The organism is Pseudomonas sp. Root329 (assembly GCF_001424925.1).
Classification (GTDB): Bacteria; Pseudomonadota; Gammaproteobacteria; order Pseudomonadales; family Pseudomonadaceae; genus Aquipseudomonas; species Aquipseudomonas arabinosi.
This window is the reverse complement of the sequence record NZ_LMCV01000026.1, coordinates 44,182-60,309: the sequence shown is the minus strand read 5'-3', so window position 1 is coordinate 60,309 and position 16,128 is coordinate 44,182. Positions and strand designations below refer to the sequence as shown.

The 16,128-nt window shown below is 54.9% G+C and carries 12 protein-coding genes and 4 tRNA genes; all 16 read left to right on the top strand.

Translation table 11 applies throughout. The annotated features are described in order from the left end of the window. Window positions 1-173: 173 nt before the first annotated feature. Complete coding sequence (gene birA, locus ASC74_RS20185; RefSeq protein ID WP_056743445.1) at window positions 174-1,133, top strand: bifunctional biotin--[acetyl-CoA-carboxylase] ligase/biotin operon repressor BirA; 960 nt, start codon at window positions 174-176, stop codon at window positions 1,131-1,133. Then, complete coding sequence (locus tag ASC74_RS20180) at window positions 1,123-1,872, top strand: pantothenate kinase (RefSeq protein WP_056743444.1); 750 nt, start codon at window positions 1,123-1,125, stop codon at window positions 1,870-1,872. Before birA ends, ASC74_RS20180 begins: the two co-directional genes overlap by 11 nt. A gap of 7 nt (window positions 1,873-1,879) precedes the next feature. After that, window positions 1,880-2,320, top strand: coding sequence for a hypothetical protein (locus ASC74_RS20175; RefSeq protein WP_056743442.1), 441 nt, complete (start codon window positions 1,880-1,882; stop codon window positions 2,318-2,320). A 142-nt stretch (window positions 2,321-2,462) separates the two neighbouring features. Then, window positions 2,463-2,547, top strand: a tRNA-Tyr gene (locus ASC74_RS20170). A gap of 23 nt (window positions 2,548-2,570) precedes the next feature. Continuing rightward, a tRNA-Gly gene (locus ASC74_RS20165) sits at window positions 2,571-2,644 on the top strand. A gap of 26 nt (window positions 2,645-2,670) precedes the next feature. Continuing rightward, window positions 2,671-2,746 (top strand) — tRNA-Thr (locus ASC74_RS20160). Between the two features lie 84 nt (window positions 2,747-2,830). Beyond that, window positions 2,831-4,024, top strand: a complete 1,194-nt coding sequence (gene tuf / locus ASC74_RS20155) for an elongation factor Tu (RefSeq protein ID WP_007896619.1) — start codon at window positions 2,831-2,833, stop codon at window positions 4,022-4,024. Window positions 4,025-4,077: 53 nt separating this feature from the next. After that, window positions 4,078-4,153 (top strand) — tRNA-Trp (locus tag ASC74_RS20150). Window positions 4,154-4,198: 45 nt separating this feature from the next. Next, window positions 4,199-4,567 carry a preprotein translocase subunit SecE gene (gene secE / locus ASC74_RS20145; protein WP_008145488.1) on the top strand — a complete coding sequence of 123 codons (369 nt, stop codon included), beginning with the start codon at window positions 4,199-4,201 and terminating at the stop codon, window positions 4,565-4,567. A gap of 9 nt (window positions 4,568-4,576) precedes the next feature. Then, window positions 4,577-5,110, top strand: coding sequence for a transcription termination/antitermination protein NusG (gene nusG / locus ASC74_RS20140; RefSeq protein WP_007896622.1), 534 nt, complete (start codon window positions 4,577-4,579; stop codon window positions 5,108-5,110). Between the two features lie 117 nt (window positions 5,111-5,227). Then, window positions 5,228-5,659 (top strand): 50S ribosomal protein L11, encoded by a 432-nt coding sequence (rplK, locus tag ASC74_RS20135; RefSeq protein ID WP_003210097.1) that lies wholly within the window; start codon window positions 5,228-5,230, stop codon window positions 5,657-5,659. Beyond that, entirely contained in the window at window positions 5,659-6,354 is a 696-nt protein-coding gene (rplA, locus tag ASC74_RS20130) for a 50S ribosomal protein L1 (RefSeq protein WP_007896626.1), read from the top strand. The genes rplK and rplA overlap by 1 nt, the downstream gene beginning before the upstream one ends. Window positions 6,355-6,552: 198 nt before the next feature. After that, window positions 6,553-7,053, top strand: a complete 501-nt coding sequence (gene rplJ, locus ASC74_RS20125) for a 50S ribosomal protein L10 (RefSeq protein ID WP_008145489.1) — start codon at window positions 6,553-6,555, stop codon at window positions 7,051-7,053. Between the two features lie 80 nt (window positions 7,054-7,133). Continuing rightward, window positions 7,134-7,499 carry a 50S ribosomal protein L7/L12 gene (gene rplL / locus ASC74_RS20120; protein WP_008145490.1) on the top strand — a complete coding sequence of 122 codons (366 nt, stop codon included), beginning with the start codon at window positions 7,134-7,136 and terminating at the stop codon, window positions 7,497-7,499. A 220-nt stretch (window positions 7,500-7,719) separates the two neighbouring features. Continuing rightward, on the top strand, window positions 7,720-11,793 hold the full coding sequence (gene rpoB / locus ASC74_RS20115) for a DNA-directed RNA polymerase subunit beta (RefSeq protein WP_056743440.1): 4,074 nt from the start codon (window positions 7,720-7,722) through the stop codon (window positions 11,791-11,793). A gap of 64 nt (window positions 11,794-11,857) precedes the next feature. Continuing rightward, entirely contained in the window at window positions 11,858-16,057 is a 4,200-nt protein-coding gene (gene rpoC, locus ASC74_RS20110; protein WP_046047315.1) for a DNA-directed RNA polymerase subunit beta', read from the top strand. Window positions 16,058-16,128 lie beyond the last annotated feature (71 nt).

Below are 16,128 nucleotides of genomic sequence, written 5' to 3'. Positions count from 1 at the left end.
GTGGGGTTTCCCCATGTGAGAGTAGGTCATCGTCAAGATTAAATTCCGAAACCCCTATCTGCGTATGCAGGTAGGGGTTTTGTTTTGTCCGCAGGAAAACTGCCCTGTAGGGTTTCTATGCAATGGCGCGGGGCATGGCTATCATGCGGGCCTCATTGTGAGGCGAGACTTGCATGCTGACATTGTTAAAGCTTCTTAAAGATGGCCGATTTCATTCGGGTCAGGCCTTGGGCGTCGCCTTGGGTGTCAGTCGTAGTGCCGTTTGGAAGCAGCTTCAGCATTTAGAAGCTGAGCTGGGATTATCCATTCATAAGGTGCGGGGTCGCGGCTATCAACTGGCTGCGCCATTGACGCTGCTTGATCCTGTCGAGATAAGAGAGCAGGCGCCTTCTTGTGATTGGCCCATCCTGGTTTTCGATTCAATTGATTCTACTAATGCCGAGGCTTTGCGCGCCATAGAGCGGGGGCAGGCGGCACCCTTTCTGGTGCTTGCCGAACGGCAAACTGCGGGGCGCGGGCGGCGTGGACGTAAATGGGCGAGTCCATTTGCGGAAAACATCTATTACAGCCTCGTGCTGCGTATTGAAGGTGGAATGCGTCAGCTGGAAGGCTTGAGTCTTGTTGTTGGGCTCGCCGTCATGCAGGCCCTGCGTGAGCTTGGTATTTCGGGGGCTGGATTGAAGTGGCCCAACGATGTTCTGGTTGGTCAGAAGAAGATCGCCGGGATATTGCTCGAGCTGGTGGGAGACCCTGCTGATGTGTGTCACGTTGTGCTGGGTGTGGGAATTAATGTGAATATGCAGATTACCGATGAGGTAGATCAGCAGTGGACGTCCATGCGGCTAGAGTCGGGCAAGGTGTTTGATCGAAATCACTTGGTCGGGGAATTGGGTTCGATGCTCCAGGCATATCTGTCTCGTCATCAAGCCGACGGATTTTCAGCTATCCAGGCAGAGTGGGAGCAAAATCATCTCTGGCAGGGACGGGCCGTGTCGTTGATCGCAGGTGTTAACCATATAGATGGCGAAGTGCTGGGTATTGATAGTCAGGGTGCTCTGCGCTTGAAGGTGGGTGGTGTGGAAAAAGTCTTTAGTGGTGGTGAGCTCAGTCTGAGGTTGCGTGATGATTCTTGAGCTCGACTGCGGAAACAGTTTTATCAAGTGGCGTGTGCTCGACGCGGATGTTCGGCGGGTGATTGGCGAGGGCGTCGTTGATTCGGATCTCGCTTTGTTGGAGAGCTTAAAAGCGCTCAAGGGTCTCGCTCTCAAGTTTTGCCGGTTGGTCAGTGTCAGGACCGCAGAAGAGACCAGTGCACTGATTTCTCTGCTGACAGAAGCTTTTGGTGTGTCGGTGGTATGTGCAGCGCCATCCCGCGAGATGTCCGGAGTTCGTAATGGCTATGAGGAGTTCGAGCGGTTAGGGCTCGACCGTTGGCTGGCGATGCTTGGGGGATTCCAACTGGCTTCGGGTGCGTGCCTTGTGCTTGATTTTGGTACGGCTGTTACTGCGGACTTCATCTCTAGGGATGGAGAGCACCTCGGAGGATTTATATGCCCGGGAATGCCTCTGATGCGAAACCAATTGCGTACCCACACCCGTAGAATTCGTTATGGCGATCTAGCCGCCGAGCGCGCTCTGGAAAGTCTTGTTCCTGGTCGGACAACTGTCGAAGCTGTCGAGCGGGGATGCTCATTGATGCTGAGAGGCTTTGTCCTGACGCAGCTAGAGTTGGCGCATAGCTATTGGGGAGATGATTTTGCTGTGTTCCTCACTGGAGGAGATGCAGACCTGGTTTCCGAGATCGTGCCTGAGGCCAGGGTGGTTCCTGATCTGGTGTTTGTAGGTTTGGCTATGGCGTGTCCCTTGTCGTGAGGTTTTTATGCGTTGGTTGTTTCTGCTGCTGCTTGTTCTCAATGTGTTCTATTACGTCTGGCACCAGCAAGAGGCTCCTCTGCGTGCGAAGGATGTAACCCCTTTGAATTTATATAGGGGTTCGCAGCAGGATATTCGCTTGTTGAGTGAAACGACTGACGCGGCTCGTGATAAAGGAAAGCCTACCCAGGCAGACGATGGATGCCTCTATCTTGGCGGTTTTACTCGTCAGGAGGCAGCTCAGGCGGTTGAGCGGCGATTGAGCGGCATGGAAATCAAGTTTGAGTCCTTGCTGAGGCCTCCCGCCGACTCTGATGGTTACTGGGTGCGTGTGGCACCAGAAAGCCGGCGTTGGCTGGATGATTCGCAGCTGAAAAACCTTTCTAGAGAATTCAATGAGTTAAAACATAAAATAATGCCGTGCGAGGGGGTTGCACCCGCCGAATAGTTTGCATAGAATGGCGCCCGCTTCGCAGTGAAGACCTTTAACGGTTAACACCGCAAAGTGATGTCAACGCAGCTAACCTCAGGTTTTTAATGAGAAAATGCTTGACAGAAGGCTGGCATGATATAGAATGCCGGCTCGCTTAGGAGGGGTTCCCGAGCGGCCAAAGGGATCAGACTGTAAATCTGACGTCTACGACTTCGAAGGTTCGAATCCTTCCCCCTCCACCATTTTTAGCGAGAGCTGCAAGCTCGCGGGTATAGTTTAGTGGTAGAACCTCAGCCTTCCAAGCTGATGATGCGGGTTCGATTCCCGCTACCCGCTCCAAGTTTGCAGATCCTGCATAGCGTTACGCTCTTGTAGCTCAGTTGGTAGAGCACACCCTTGGTAAGGGTGAGGTCAGCGGTTCAAATCCGCTCAAGAGCTCCATATAACAAGGCAGATATGAAAATATCTGCCTTTGTTTTAATGGCTTGTTTGACCTGCTTAATTCTTCTCCTAGGGGTGGTTTTGATGGCTAAGGAAAAGTTCGAACGTAATAAGCCGCACGTCAACGTTGGTACCATTGGTCACGTCGATCACGGTAAAACAACTCTGACTGCTGCTTTGACTCGCGTCTGCTCCGAGGTTTTCGGTTCGGCAAAGGTTGACTTCGACAAGATCGATAGCGCCCCTGAAGAAAAAGCTCGTGGTATTACCATCAACACCGCTCACGTTGAGTACGATTCGGCCGTGCGTCACTACGCACATGTTGACTGTCCAGGTCACGCTGACTACGTAAAAAACATGATTACCGGTGCTGCTCAGATGGATGGTGCGATTCTGGTTTGCTCGGCCGCTGATGGTCCGATGCCGCAAACCCGTGAGCATATCCTTCTGTCTCGCCAGGTTGGCGTTCCGTACATCGTTGTCTTCCTGAACAAGGCTGACATGGTCGATGATGCTGAGCTGCTGGAGCTGGTTGAGATGGAAGTGCGCGACCTGCTGAGCACTTATGATTTCCCAGGTGATGACACTCCGATCATCATTGGTTCGGCGCTGATGGCGCTGAATGGTCAAGACGACAACGAGATGGGCACTACTGCCGTCAAGAAGTTGGTCGAGACTCTGGATAGCTACATTCCGCAGCCTGAGCGTGCTATTGATAAGCCGTTCCTGATGCCGATCGAGGATGTTTTCTCGATCTCCGGTCGCGGTACTGTTGTGACTGGTCGTGTTGAGCGTGGCATTGTCCGCATTCAGGAAGAGGTTGAGATTGTTGGTCTTCGTGACACTGTCAAAACTACTTGCACTGGTGTTGAGATGTTCCGCAAGCTGCTCGACGAAGGTCGTGCTGGCGAGAACTGCGGCGTGTTGCTGCGTGGTACCAAGCGTGATGATGTTGAGCGTGGCCAGGTTCTGGTTAAGCCGGGCACTGTCAAGCCGCATACCAAGTTCACTGCTGAAGTTTACGTTTTGAGCAAGGAAGAGGGTGGTCGTCATACGCCATTCTTCAAAGGCTACCGTCCACAGTTCTACTTCCGGACCACCGACGTGACCGGTAACTGCGAACTGCCGGAAGGCGTTGAAATGGTGATGCCAGGTGATAACGTCCAAATGACGGTCACTCTGATCAAAACCATCGCAATGGAAGATGGTCTGCGTTTCGCCATTCGTGAAGGCGGTCGTACCGTCGGCGCTGGTGTCGTTGCTAAGGTTATCGAGTAAATTGTTGTAATGTCTTTTTCGGGCCGGCATAATGGTCGGCCTGATTTTGTTTTAGGTCAGTAGCTCAATTGGCAGAGCGACGGTCTCCAAAACCGTAGGTTGGGGGTTCGATTCCCTCCTGACCTGCCAGATTCACTTGGTGTGTCTGGCTTTCTTTTCACAGGATCTTCATAGATGACTCCTAAAGCTGAAGCTCAAGGCTCTCGCTTCGATCTACTCAAGTGGCTAGTAGTAGTTGCTTTGGTGGTTGTTGGCGTTGTTGGCAATCAGTATTACTCTGCTTCGCCGATCCTGTACCGCGTACTTGCTTTGCTCGCCATTGCTGCTGTAGCTGCCTTTGTAGGCCTGCAGACGGTCAAGGGCAAGTCTTTCTTTGTACTGGTTAAGGAAGCTCGCACCGAGATTCGTAAAGTCGTATGGCCAACTCGCCAAGAAACCACGCAGACCACGTTGATTGTTGTGGCTGTTGTTCTGGTTATGGCGTTGCTGTTGTGGGGGCTTGATTCCCTGCTCGGCTGGCTTGTTTCCTTGATTGTCGGCTAAGGGTGTCCCGTGGCTAAGCGTTGGTACGTTGTGCATGCTTACTCCGGTTACGAGAAGCATGTCATGCGCTCGTTGGTAGAGCGCGTAAAGCTGGCTGGCATGGAAGATGGCTTCGGCGAAATTCTGGTTCCCACTGAAGAAGTGGTTGAAATGCGTAATGGCCAGAAACGCAAAAGCGAGCGCAAGTTCTTCCCAGGTTATGTGCTGGTTCAGATGGATATGAATGAGGGTACTTGGCACTTGGTCAAGGATACTCCTCGGGTGATGGGCTTTATCGGCGGTACTGCGGATAAACCTGCACCTATTACTGATAAAGAGGCAGAAGCGATTCTGCGTCGCGTTGCTGATGGTAGCGACAAGCCGAAGCCGAAGACGTTGTTCGAGCCAGGTGAGTCGGTGCGTGTCAATGACGGTCCGTTTGCCGACTTTACCGGCACGGTCGAAGAAGTTAACTACGAGAAGAGCCGGATCCAAGTGGCGGTGCTCATTTTCGGTCGCTCTACTCCGGTAGAGCTAGAGTTCAGCCAGGTCGAAAAAGTCTAGCTGAGCAAGCATCCCAACCCCGCAGCCCTAGGCTGTGGGGTTTTGTCGTCACTGGGATAAACGCGCAAGTAACCGGGGAGCCTTTCGAGGCGTTCGAACCCGTAATTGGAGTGCCTCATGGCCAAGAAGATTACCGCTTACATCAAGCTGCAAGTGAAGGCCGCTCAGGCTAACCCAAGCCCACCTGTTGGTCCTGCTCTGGGTCAGCACGGCGTGAACATCATGGAATTCTGCAAGGCTTTCAACGCCCGTACTCAGGGTATTGAGCCAGGTCTGCCGACTCCAGTGATCATCACTGTCTACAGCGACCGTAGCTTCACTTTCGAAACCAAATCCACACCTGCTTCGGTTCTGCTGAAGAAAGCTGCTGGTCTGACTAGCGGTTCCGCTCGTCCGAACACAGTTAAGGTTGGCACCGTTACCCGTGCTCAGCTGGAAGAAATCGCGAAAACCAAAAACGCGGATCTGACTGCAGCTGATATGGACGCGGCCGTGCGTACTATCGCCGGTTCTGCTCGTAGCATGGGCCTTAACGTGGAGGGTGTGTAATGGCTAAGTTGACCAAGCGTCAAAAGGCTATCGCCGGCAAAATCGAAGCAGGCAAGTCCTACAACTTTGTAGACGCTGCTGCTCTGCTGGCTGAGCTGTCGACCGTCAAGTTCAGCGAGTCGTTCGACGTTGCTGTAAACTTGGGCGTTGACCCGCGTAAATCCGACCAGGTCGTTCGTAGCGCTACTGTGCTGCCACACGGCACTGGCAAGACCGTTCGCGTTGCTGTGTTCACCCAAGGTCCAGCTGCTGAGGCCGCTTTGGCTGCCGGCGCTGACCGTGTAGGTATGGACGATCTGGCTGCCGAAATGAAAGGCGGCGACCTGAACTATGACGTAGTTATCGCATCCCCGGATGCAATGCGCGTTGTTGGTCAGTTGGGTCAGATCCTGGGCCCACGTGGCCTGATGCCTAACCCTAAAGTCGGCACCGTAACGCCAGACGTAGCTACCGCGGTTAAGAACGCCAAGGCTGGTCAGGTTCGTTATCGCACCGACAAAAACGGCATCATCCACACCTCCGTTGGCAAGGTTGGCTTCGACGCCGTCAAGCTGAAGGAAAACGTTGAAGCCCTGATCGCTGATCTGAAGCGTATCAAGCCTGCTTCCTCGAAAGGTATTTACGTCAAGCGCGTTACCCTGAGCACCACCATGGGTCCAGGCCTGGTCATCGACCAAGGTTCGCTCGACGCGTAAGACACAGGTTGGCGCAAGCGATTGCGCCAATTGAAAGATTGGGGTCCCTGCCTGGCGGGGGCTATCCAAGACCGTAGGCGACGCAAGTCTTAAACCTCAAGCCTACGCAGATGGTGCTCCCGGTTCCTTACCGAATCAGACACCAAAACGACATCTGGCCTCGGTTGGATGAAACGGTAACAAGCAGGAGTTTTTCCCGTGGCAATTAAACTTGAAGACAAGAAGGCCATCGTCGCTGAAGTCAACAAGGCTGCCCAAGTTGCTCTGTCCGCTGTCGTGGCTGATGCCCGTGGCGTAACAGTAGGCGCTATGACCGGACTCCGTAAAGAGGCTCGTGAAGCTGGCGTTTACGTACGTGTTGTACGTAACACCCTGCTCAAGCGCGCCGTTGCTGGCACTCAATATGACGTGCTCAACGACGTGTTCACCGGCCCGACCTTGATTGCATTCTCCAAAGATCATCCGGGCGCTGCTGCTCGTATCTTCAAAGAGTTCGCAAAAGGTCAGGATAAGTTCGAGATCAAGGCAGCTGCGTTCGAGGGCAAGTTCCTCGCAGCTAATCAGATCGACGTACTGGCAAGCCTGCCGACCCGTGACGAAGCAATTTCTCAGCTGATGAGCGTGATTCAAGGCGCAACCAGCAAATTGGCTCGTACTCTGGCGGCTCTTCGCGACCAGAAAGAAGCTGCCGCAGCCTAAGGCTGAGCGACTCCTTTCAGCGTTTATTGTTTATTTCGATGGCCGCGTAGGCTGTCACCCCAATACAGGAATTTATAGTCATGTCTCTGACTAACGACCAAATCATCGAAGCAATCGGCGAAAAATCCGTTCTGGAAATCGTTGAGCTGATCAAGGCCATGGAAGAGAAGTTCGGCGTTTCCGCTGCCGCTGCTTCCGCTGGTCCAGCTGCTGTCGCTGCCGTTGTTGAAGAACAAACTGAATTCAACGTCATGCTGCTGGAAGCTGGCGAGAAGAAAGTTAACGTGATCAAGGCAGTACGTGAACTGACCGGTCTGGGCCTGAAAGAAGCCAAGGCTGTAGTTGACGGCGCTCCTGGCGTTGTTCTGGAAGCTGTTTCGAAAGACGCAGCTGACAAAGCAAAAGCCACTCTGGAAGAAGCAGGCGCTAAAGTCGAGCTGAAGTAAGCATCGACTTTGCGTCTCCAGCCCGAGCGTTAAGCGAAAGGCTGATGGCTGGTGGCTCTTGCCACCGGCCTTTTTCCGTTATTGGCAGCCGACTGGGTCGGTGCTGATAACGAGCTGTAACCACCCGATGCGGTGGCGCAAACCATGGGGTTTGCACGATTTTCTGGCTGCTCCCGTCGGGAGAGGCCAAACAAGCAGGTGACCAAGCTGGGGAACGCTGATGGCTTACTCATATACTGAGAAAAAACGTATCCGCAAGGACTTTAGCAAGTTGCCGGACGTCATGGATGTGCCGTACCTCCTGGCCATCCAGCTGGATTCGTATCGTGAATTCTTGCAAGCGGGAGCGACTAAAGATCAGTTCCGCGACGTGGGCCTGCATGCGGCCTTCAAATCCGTTTTCCCGATCATCAGCTACTCCGGCAATGCTGCGCTGGAGTACGTCGGTTATCGCCTGGGCGAACCGGCATTTGATGTCAAAGAATGCGTATTGCGCGGTGTAACTTATGCCGTACCTTTGCGGGTAAAAGTGCGCCTGATCATTTTCGACAAAGAATCGTCGAACAAAGCGATCAAGGACATTAAAGAGCAAGAAGTCTACATGGGTGAAATCCCCCTGATGACTGAGAACGGTACCTTCGTAATCAACGGTACCGAGCGTGTAATCGTTTCCCAGCTGCACCGTTCCCCGGGCGTGTTCTTCGACCACGACCGTGGCAAGACGCACAGCTCCGGCAAACTGTTGTACTCGGCGCGTATCATTCCTTACCGCGGTTCGTGGCTGGACTTCGAGTTCGACCCGAAAGACTGCGTATTCGTGCGTATCGACCGTCGTCGCAAGCTGCCTGCATCGGTACTGCTGCGCGCGCTCGGCTATACCACCGAAGAAGTGCTGGACGCTTTCTACACCACCAACGTTTTCCACCTGAGCGGCGAAACCCTCAGTCTGGAACTGATTGCTTCGCGTCTGCGTGGTGAAATCGCTGTTCTTGATATTCAGGACGAGAAGGGCAAGGTCATCGTTGAGGCTGGTCGTCGTATTACTGCGCGCCACATCAACCAGATCGAAAAAGCCGGTCTCAAGACCCTGGAAGTGCCTCTGGACTACGTCCTGGGTCGCACTACCGCCAAGGCCATCGTGCATCCGGCAACCGGCGAAATCCTGGCTGAGTGCAACACCGAGCTGAACACCGAGATCCTGGCAAAAATCGCCAAGGCCCAGGTTGTTCGCATCGAAACTCTGTACACCAACGATATCGACTGCGGTCCGTTCGTCTCCGACACGCTGAAGATCGACTCCACCAGCAACCAATTGGAAGCGCTGGTCGAGATCTATCGCATGATGCGTCCAGGCGAGCCGCCAACCAAAGACGCTGCCGAGACTCTGTTCAACAACCTGTTCTTCAGCCCTGAGCGCTATGACCTGTCTGCGGTCGGCCGGATGAAGTTCAACCGTCGTATCGGTCGTACCGAGATCGAAGGTTCGGGCGTGTTGTGCAAGGAAGACATCGTTGCGGTGCTGAAGACTCTGGTCGACATCCGTAACGGCAAAGGCATCGTCGATGACATCGACCACTTGGGTAACCGTCGTGTTCGCTGCGTAGGCGAAATGGCCGAGAACCAGTTCCGCGTTGGCCTGGTACGTGTTGAGCGTGCGGTCAAAGAGCGTCTGTCGATGGCTGAAAGCGAAGGCCTGATGCCGCAAGACCTGATCAACGCCAAGCCAGTGGCTGCGGCGGTGAAAGAGTTCTTCGGTTCCAGCCAGCTTTCCCAGTTCATGGACCAGAACAACCCGCTGTCCGAGATCACCCACAAGCGTCGTGTTTCTGCACTCGGCCCTGGCGGTTTGACTCGTGAGCGTGCTGGCTTTGAAGTTCGTGACGTACACCCGACTCACTACGGTCGTGTATGCCCGATTGAAACGCCGGAAGGTCCGAACATCGGTCTGATCAACTCCCTGGCAGCTTATGCGCGCACCAACCAGTACGGCTTCCTCGAGAGCCCGTACCGTGTGGTGAAAGACGCTCTGGTCACCGACGAGATCGTGTTCCTGTCCGCCATCGAAGAAGCTGATCACGTGATCGCTCAGGCTTCGGCCACGATGAACGACAAGAAAATGCTGATCGACGAGCTGGTAGCTGTTCGTCACTTGAACGAGTTCACCGTCAAGGCGCCGGAAGACGTCACCTTGATGGACGTTTCTCCGAAGCAGGTAGTTTCGGTTGCAGCGTCGCTGATCCCGTTCCTCGAGCACGATGACGCCAACCGTGCGTTGATGGGTTCGAACATGCAGCGTCAAGCTGTACCAACCCTGCGCGCTGACAAGCCGCTGGTCGGTACTGGCATGGAGCGTAACGTAGCTCGTGACTCCGGCGTTTGCGTCGTGGCTCGTCGTGGTGGCGTTATCGATTCCGTCGACGCCAGCCGTATCGTGGTTCGTGTTGCTGATGATGAAGTTGAAACCGGTGAAGCTGGTGTCGACATCTACAACCTGACCAAATACACCCGCTCCAACCAGAACACCTGCATCAACCAGCGTCCGCTGGTGCGTAAAGGTGATCGGGTTCAGCGTAGCGACATCATGGCTGACGGCCCGTCCACCGACATGGGTGAACTGGCGCTGGGTCAGAACATGCGCATCGCGTTCATGGCCTGGAACGGTTACAACTTCGAAGACTCCATCTGCCTGTCGGAACGAGTTGTTCAAGAAGATCGCTTTACCACGATCCACATTCAGGAACTGACCTGTGTGGCACGTGACACCAAGCTTGGGCCAGAGGAAATCACTGCAGACATCCCGAACGTGGGTGAAGCTGCACTGAACAAGCTGGACGAAGCCGGTATCGTTTACGTAGGTGCTGAAGTTGGCGCAGGCGACATCCTGGTTGGTAAGGTCACTCCGAAAGGCGAGACCCAGCTGACTCCGGAAGAAAAACTGCTGCGTGCCATCTTCGGTGAAAAAGCCAGCGACGTTAAAGACACCTCCCTGCGCGTGCCTACCGGCACCAAGGGTACCGTCATCGACGTACAGGTCTTCACCCGCGACGGCGTTGAGCGTGATGCTCGTGCACTGTCGATCGAGAAGACTCAACTCGACGAGATCCGCAAGGACCTGAACGAAGAGTTCCGTATCGTTGAAGGCGCTACTTTCGAACGTCTGCGTTCCGCTCTGGTCGGCCGCAAAGCCGAAGGCGGCGCCGGTCTGAAGAAAGGTCAGGAAATCACCGACGAAGTTCTCGACGGTCTTGAGCATGGTCAGTGGTTCAAACTGCGCATGGCTGAAGATGCTCTGAACGAGCAGCTCGAGAAGGCTCAGGCCTACATCGTTGATCGCCGCCGTCTGCTGGACGACAAGTTCGAAGACAAGAAGCGCAAACTGCAGCAGGGCGATGACCTGGCTCCAGGCGTGCTGAAAATCGTCAAGGTTTACCTGGCAATCCGTCGCCGCATCCAGCCGGGCGACAAGATGGCCGGTCGTCACGGTAACAAAGGTGTGGTCTCCGTGATCATGCCGGTTGAAGACATGCCGCACGATGCCAATGGCACCCCGGTCGACGTCGTCCTCAACCCGTTGGGCGTACCTTCGCGTATGAACGTTGGTCAGATCCTTGAAACCCACCTGGGCCTCGCGGCTAAAGGCTTGGGCGAGAAGATCAACCGGATGATCGAAGAGCAGCGCAAAGTCGCTGAGCTTCGTAAATTCCTGGACGAGATCTACAACCAGATCGGCGGTCGTAACGAAGATCTGGATAGCTTCTCCGACCAGGAAATCCTGGATCTGGCGAAGAACCTGCGTGGCGGCGTTCCAATGGCCACTCCAGTGTTCGACGGCGCCAAGGAAAGCGAAATCAAGGCCATGCTGAAACTGGCAGACCTGCCAGAAAGCGGCCAGATGCAGCTGACCGACGGCCGTACCGGCAACAAGTTCGAGCGCCCGGTTACTGTTGGCTACATGTACATGCTGAAGCTGAACCACTTGGTAGACGACAAGATGCACGCTCGTTCTACCGGTTCGTACAGCCTGGTTACTCAGCAGCCGCTGGGTGGTAAGGCGCAGTTCGGTGGTCAGCGTTTCGGGGAGATGGAGGTCTGGGCACTGGAAGCATACGGTGCTGCTTACACTCTGCAAGAAATGCTCACAGTGAAGTCGGACGATGTGAACGGCCGTACCAAGATGTACAAAAACATCGTGGATGGCGATCACCGTATGGAGCCGGGCATGCCCGAGTCCTTCAACGTGTTGATCAAGGAAATTCGTTCCCTCGGCATCGATATCGATCTGGAAACCGAATAACACGTGACGCGAATCGAGAGCGGGGCAGGATTGCCCGCTCTCTGCTCCGCCAGGAGGAAAGGCCTTGAAAGACCTACTGAATTTGCTGAAAAACCAGGGTCAAGTCGAAGAGTTCGACGCCATCCGTATTGGATTGGCATCGCCTGAGATGATCCGTTCGTGGTCGTTCGGTGAAGTTAAAAAGCCGGAAACCATCAACTACCGTACGTTCAAACCTGAGCGTGACGGCCTGTTCTGCGCCAAGATCTTTGGCCCGGTAAAGGATTACGAGTGCCTGTGCGGTAAGTACAAGCGCTTGAAGCACCGCGGTGTGATCTGCGAGAAGTGCGGCGTTGAAGTCGCGCTGGCCAAAGTTCGTCGTGAGCGCATGGCGCACATCGAACTGGCCTCGCCAGTTGCCCACATCTGGTTCCTGAAATCGCTGCCGTCGCGTATCGGCTTGCTGATGGACATGACCCTGCGTGATATCGAACGCGTTCTCTACTTCGAGAGCTATGTCGTTATCGATCCAGGCATGACCACCCTTGAAAAAGGTCAGCTGCTCAACGATGAGCAGTACTTCGAAGCGCTGGAAGAGTTCGGCGACGATTTCGATGCCCGCATGGGTGCCGAAGCTGTCCGTGAACTGCTGCACGCTATCGACCTGGAGCACGAGATTGGCCGTCTGCGTGAAGAAATTCCGCAAACCAACTCCGAAACCAAAATCAAGAAGCTGTCCAAGCGTCTGAAGTTGATGGAAGCCTTCCAGGGTTCCGGCAACCTTCCAGAATGGATGGTGCTGACCGTTCTGCCGGTTCTGCCGCCAGATCTGCGTCCACTGGTCCCGCTGGATGGCGGTCGCTTCGCGACTTCCGACCTCAACGATCTGTATCGTCGAGTGATCAACCGTAACAACCGCTTGAAGCGCCTGCTTGATCTGTCCGCTCCGGACATCATCGTGCGCAACGAAAAGCGTATGTTGCAGGAAGCTGTCGACGCACTGCTCGATAACGGTCGTCGTGGCCGCGCTATCACCGGTTCCAACAAGCGTCCTCTGAAATCCCTGGCTGACATGATCAAGGGTAAACAAGGTCGTTTCCGTCAGAACTTGCTCGGTAAGCGTGTTGACTACTCCGGTCGTTCGGTAATTACCGTAGGTCCGACTCTGCGTCTGCACCAGTGCGGTCTGCCGAAGAAGATGGCTCTCGAGCTGTTCAAGCCGTTCATTTTCGGCAAGCTGGAAATGCGTGGTCTCGCGACCACCATCAAAGCTGCCAAGAAGATGGTCGAGCGCGAGCTGCCAGAGGTTTGGGACGTTCTCGCTGAAGTGATCCGTGAACACCCGGTTCTCCTCAACCGTGCACCGACCCTTCACCGTCTGGGTATCCAGGCGTTTGAACCGGTACTGATCGAAGGTAAGGCTATCCAGCTGCACCCGTTGGTCTGTGCTGCGTACAACGCCGACTTCGACGGCGACCAAATGGCCGTGCACGTACCGCTGACACTGGAAGCCCAGTTGGAAGCGCGTGCGTTGATGATGTCGACCAACAACATTCTGTCGCCAGCCAACGGTGAGCCAATCATCGTTCCGTCGCAGGACGTTGTATTGGGTCTGTACTACATGACTCGTGAAGCGATCAACGCCAAGGGCGAAGGTCGTGTGTTTGCGGATCTGCAAGAAGTTGACCGTGTGTTCCGTGCCGGCGAAGCCGCACTGCACGCTAAAGTCAAAGTGCGGATCAACGAAACCGTCAACGACCGTGATGGCGGCAGCGTGAGCGGCACTCGTATCGTCGACACCACTGTCGGCCGTGCGCTGTTGTTCCAGGTTGTTCCACCTGGCCTGTCGTACGACGTCGTCAACCAGCCGATGAAGAAAAAGGCGATCTCCAAGCTGATCAACCAGTGCTACCGCGTGGTTGGTTTGAAAGAGACCGTGATCTTCGCTGACCAGTTGATGTACACCGGTTTTGCCTATTCGACCATTTCCGGCGTTTCCATCGGTGTTAACGACTTCGTTATCCCGGATGAAAAAGCCCGCATCATCAATGCTGCTACTGATGAAGTGAAAGAGATCGAAAGTCAGTACGCCTCCGGCCTGGTAACCCAGGGCGAGAAGTACAACAAAGTGATCGACCTTTGGTCCAAGGCGAACGACGAAGTTTCCAAGGCGATGATGGCCAACCTCTCGAAAGAGAAAGTCATCGACCGCCATGGCGTCGAAGTCGACCAAGAGTCCTTCAACTCGATGTACATGATGGCCGACTCGGGCGCACGGGGTTCTGCTGCGCAGATCCGTCAGCTCGCCGGTATGCGTGGCCTGATGGCCAAGCCGGATGGTTCCATCATCGAAACGCCGATTACTGCGAACTTCCGTGAAGGTTTGAGCGTACTTCAGTACTTCATCTCCACTCACGGTGCTCGTAAAGGTTTGGCGGATACCGCGTTGAAAACTGCGAACTCCGGTTACCTGACTCGTCGTCTGGTAGACGTGGCGCAGGATCTGGTAGTAACCGAGATCGATTGCGGCACCGAGCATGGCCTGGTAATGACTCCGCATATTGAGGGCGGTGACGTTGTTGAGCCGCTGGGTGAGCGCGTATTGGGTCGTGTTATTGCCCGTGACGTGTTCAAGCCAGGTACCGAAGAAATCATCGTTCCTGCCGGCACGCTGGTAGACGAGAAGTGGGTCGAGTTCATCGAGCTGAACAGCATCGACGAAGTGATCGTGCGTTCGCCGATCAGCTGCGAAACCCGCTACGGCATTTGTGCCAAGTGCTACGGCCGTGACTTGGCTCGTGGTCACCAGGTGAACATCGGTGAAGCGGTCGGCGTTATCGCTGCCCAGTCCATCGGTGAGCCGGGTACCCAGCTGACCATGCGTACGTTCCACATCGGTGGTGCGGCAAGCCGGACCTCCGCGGCCGACAGCGTTCAGGTGAAGAATGGCGGTACCGTCCGTCTGCACAACCTGAAGCACGTTGAGCGAGTGGATGGTTGCCTGGTTGCTGTGTCCCGTTCCGGTGAGCTGGCAATCGCGGATGACTTCGGTCGTGAGCGCGAGCGTTACAAGCTGCCGTACGGTGCTGTGATTTCGGTTAAAGAAGGTGACAAGGTCGACGCTGGCGCAATCGTGGCCAAGTGGGATCCGCACACTCACCCAATCGTTACCGAAATGAAAGGTACCGTGACCTACGTGGGCATGGAAGAAGGCATCACGATCAAGCGTCAGACTGACGAATTGACCGGTATGACCAACATTGAAGTACTCGACGCCAAAGACCGTCCAGCTGCCGGTAAAGATATCCGTCCTGCTGTGAAGATGGTTGATGACAACGGCAAGGATCTCTTGCTGCCGGGTACCGACGTAATTGCTCAGTACTTCCTGCCTGCTAACGCCCTGGTTGGTGTAGCGGACGGTGCGAAGATTGCGATCGGTGACGTTATCGCTCGTATCCCGCAAGAGACTTCGAAGACCCGTGACATCACCGGTGGTCTGCCACGTGTTGCCGACTTGTTCGAAGCACGTCGTCCGAAAGAAGCCTCGATTCTGGCTGAAGTCAGCGGCACCATCGCGTTTGGTAAAGAGACCAAAGGCAAGCGCCGTCTGGTTATCACCCCGAACGACGGTACCGATCCGTACGAAGAGCTGATTCCTAAGTGGCGTCACCTGAACGTCTTCGAAGGCGAACAGGTAAACCGCGGCGAAGTTATCTCCGACGGCCCGAGCGATCCACACGACATCCTGCGTCTGCTGGGTGTGAGTGCGCTGGCCAAGTACATCGTGAACGAGATCCAGGACGTTTATCGTCTGCAAGGCGTGAAGATCAACGATAAGCACATCGAGACCATCCTGCGTCAGATGTTGCGTAAGGTTGAAATCGCTGAATCCGGCGACTCGACTTTCATCAAGGGCGACCAGATGGAGTTGACTCACGTTCTGGTAGAGAACGAGCGTTTGGCTGGCGACGAGAAATTCGTTTCCAAGTTCACTCGCGTGCTGCTGGGTATCACCAAGGCGTCGTTGTCCACCGAATCGTTCATCTCGGCGGCTTCCTTCCAGGAAACCACTCGCGTACTGACCGAAGCGGCGGTAACCGGCAAGCGCGATTACCTGCGCGGCCTGAAAGAAAACGTGGTCGTGGGTCGTCTGATCCCGGCTGGTACCGGTCTGGCTTATCACAGCGAGCGCAAACGCCGCCGTGATGCTGACAAACCGTTGCGCGTAAGCGCCAGTGAAGTGGAAGCTGCACTGACCGAAGCGCTGAACTCGAGCGGTAACTGAGTTCTGCGGTAAATGAGCGTAAGGCCCTGGCCATTCCGTTCATCGAATCGAGACAATTTGTCGAGGTTGGA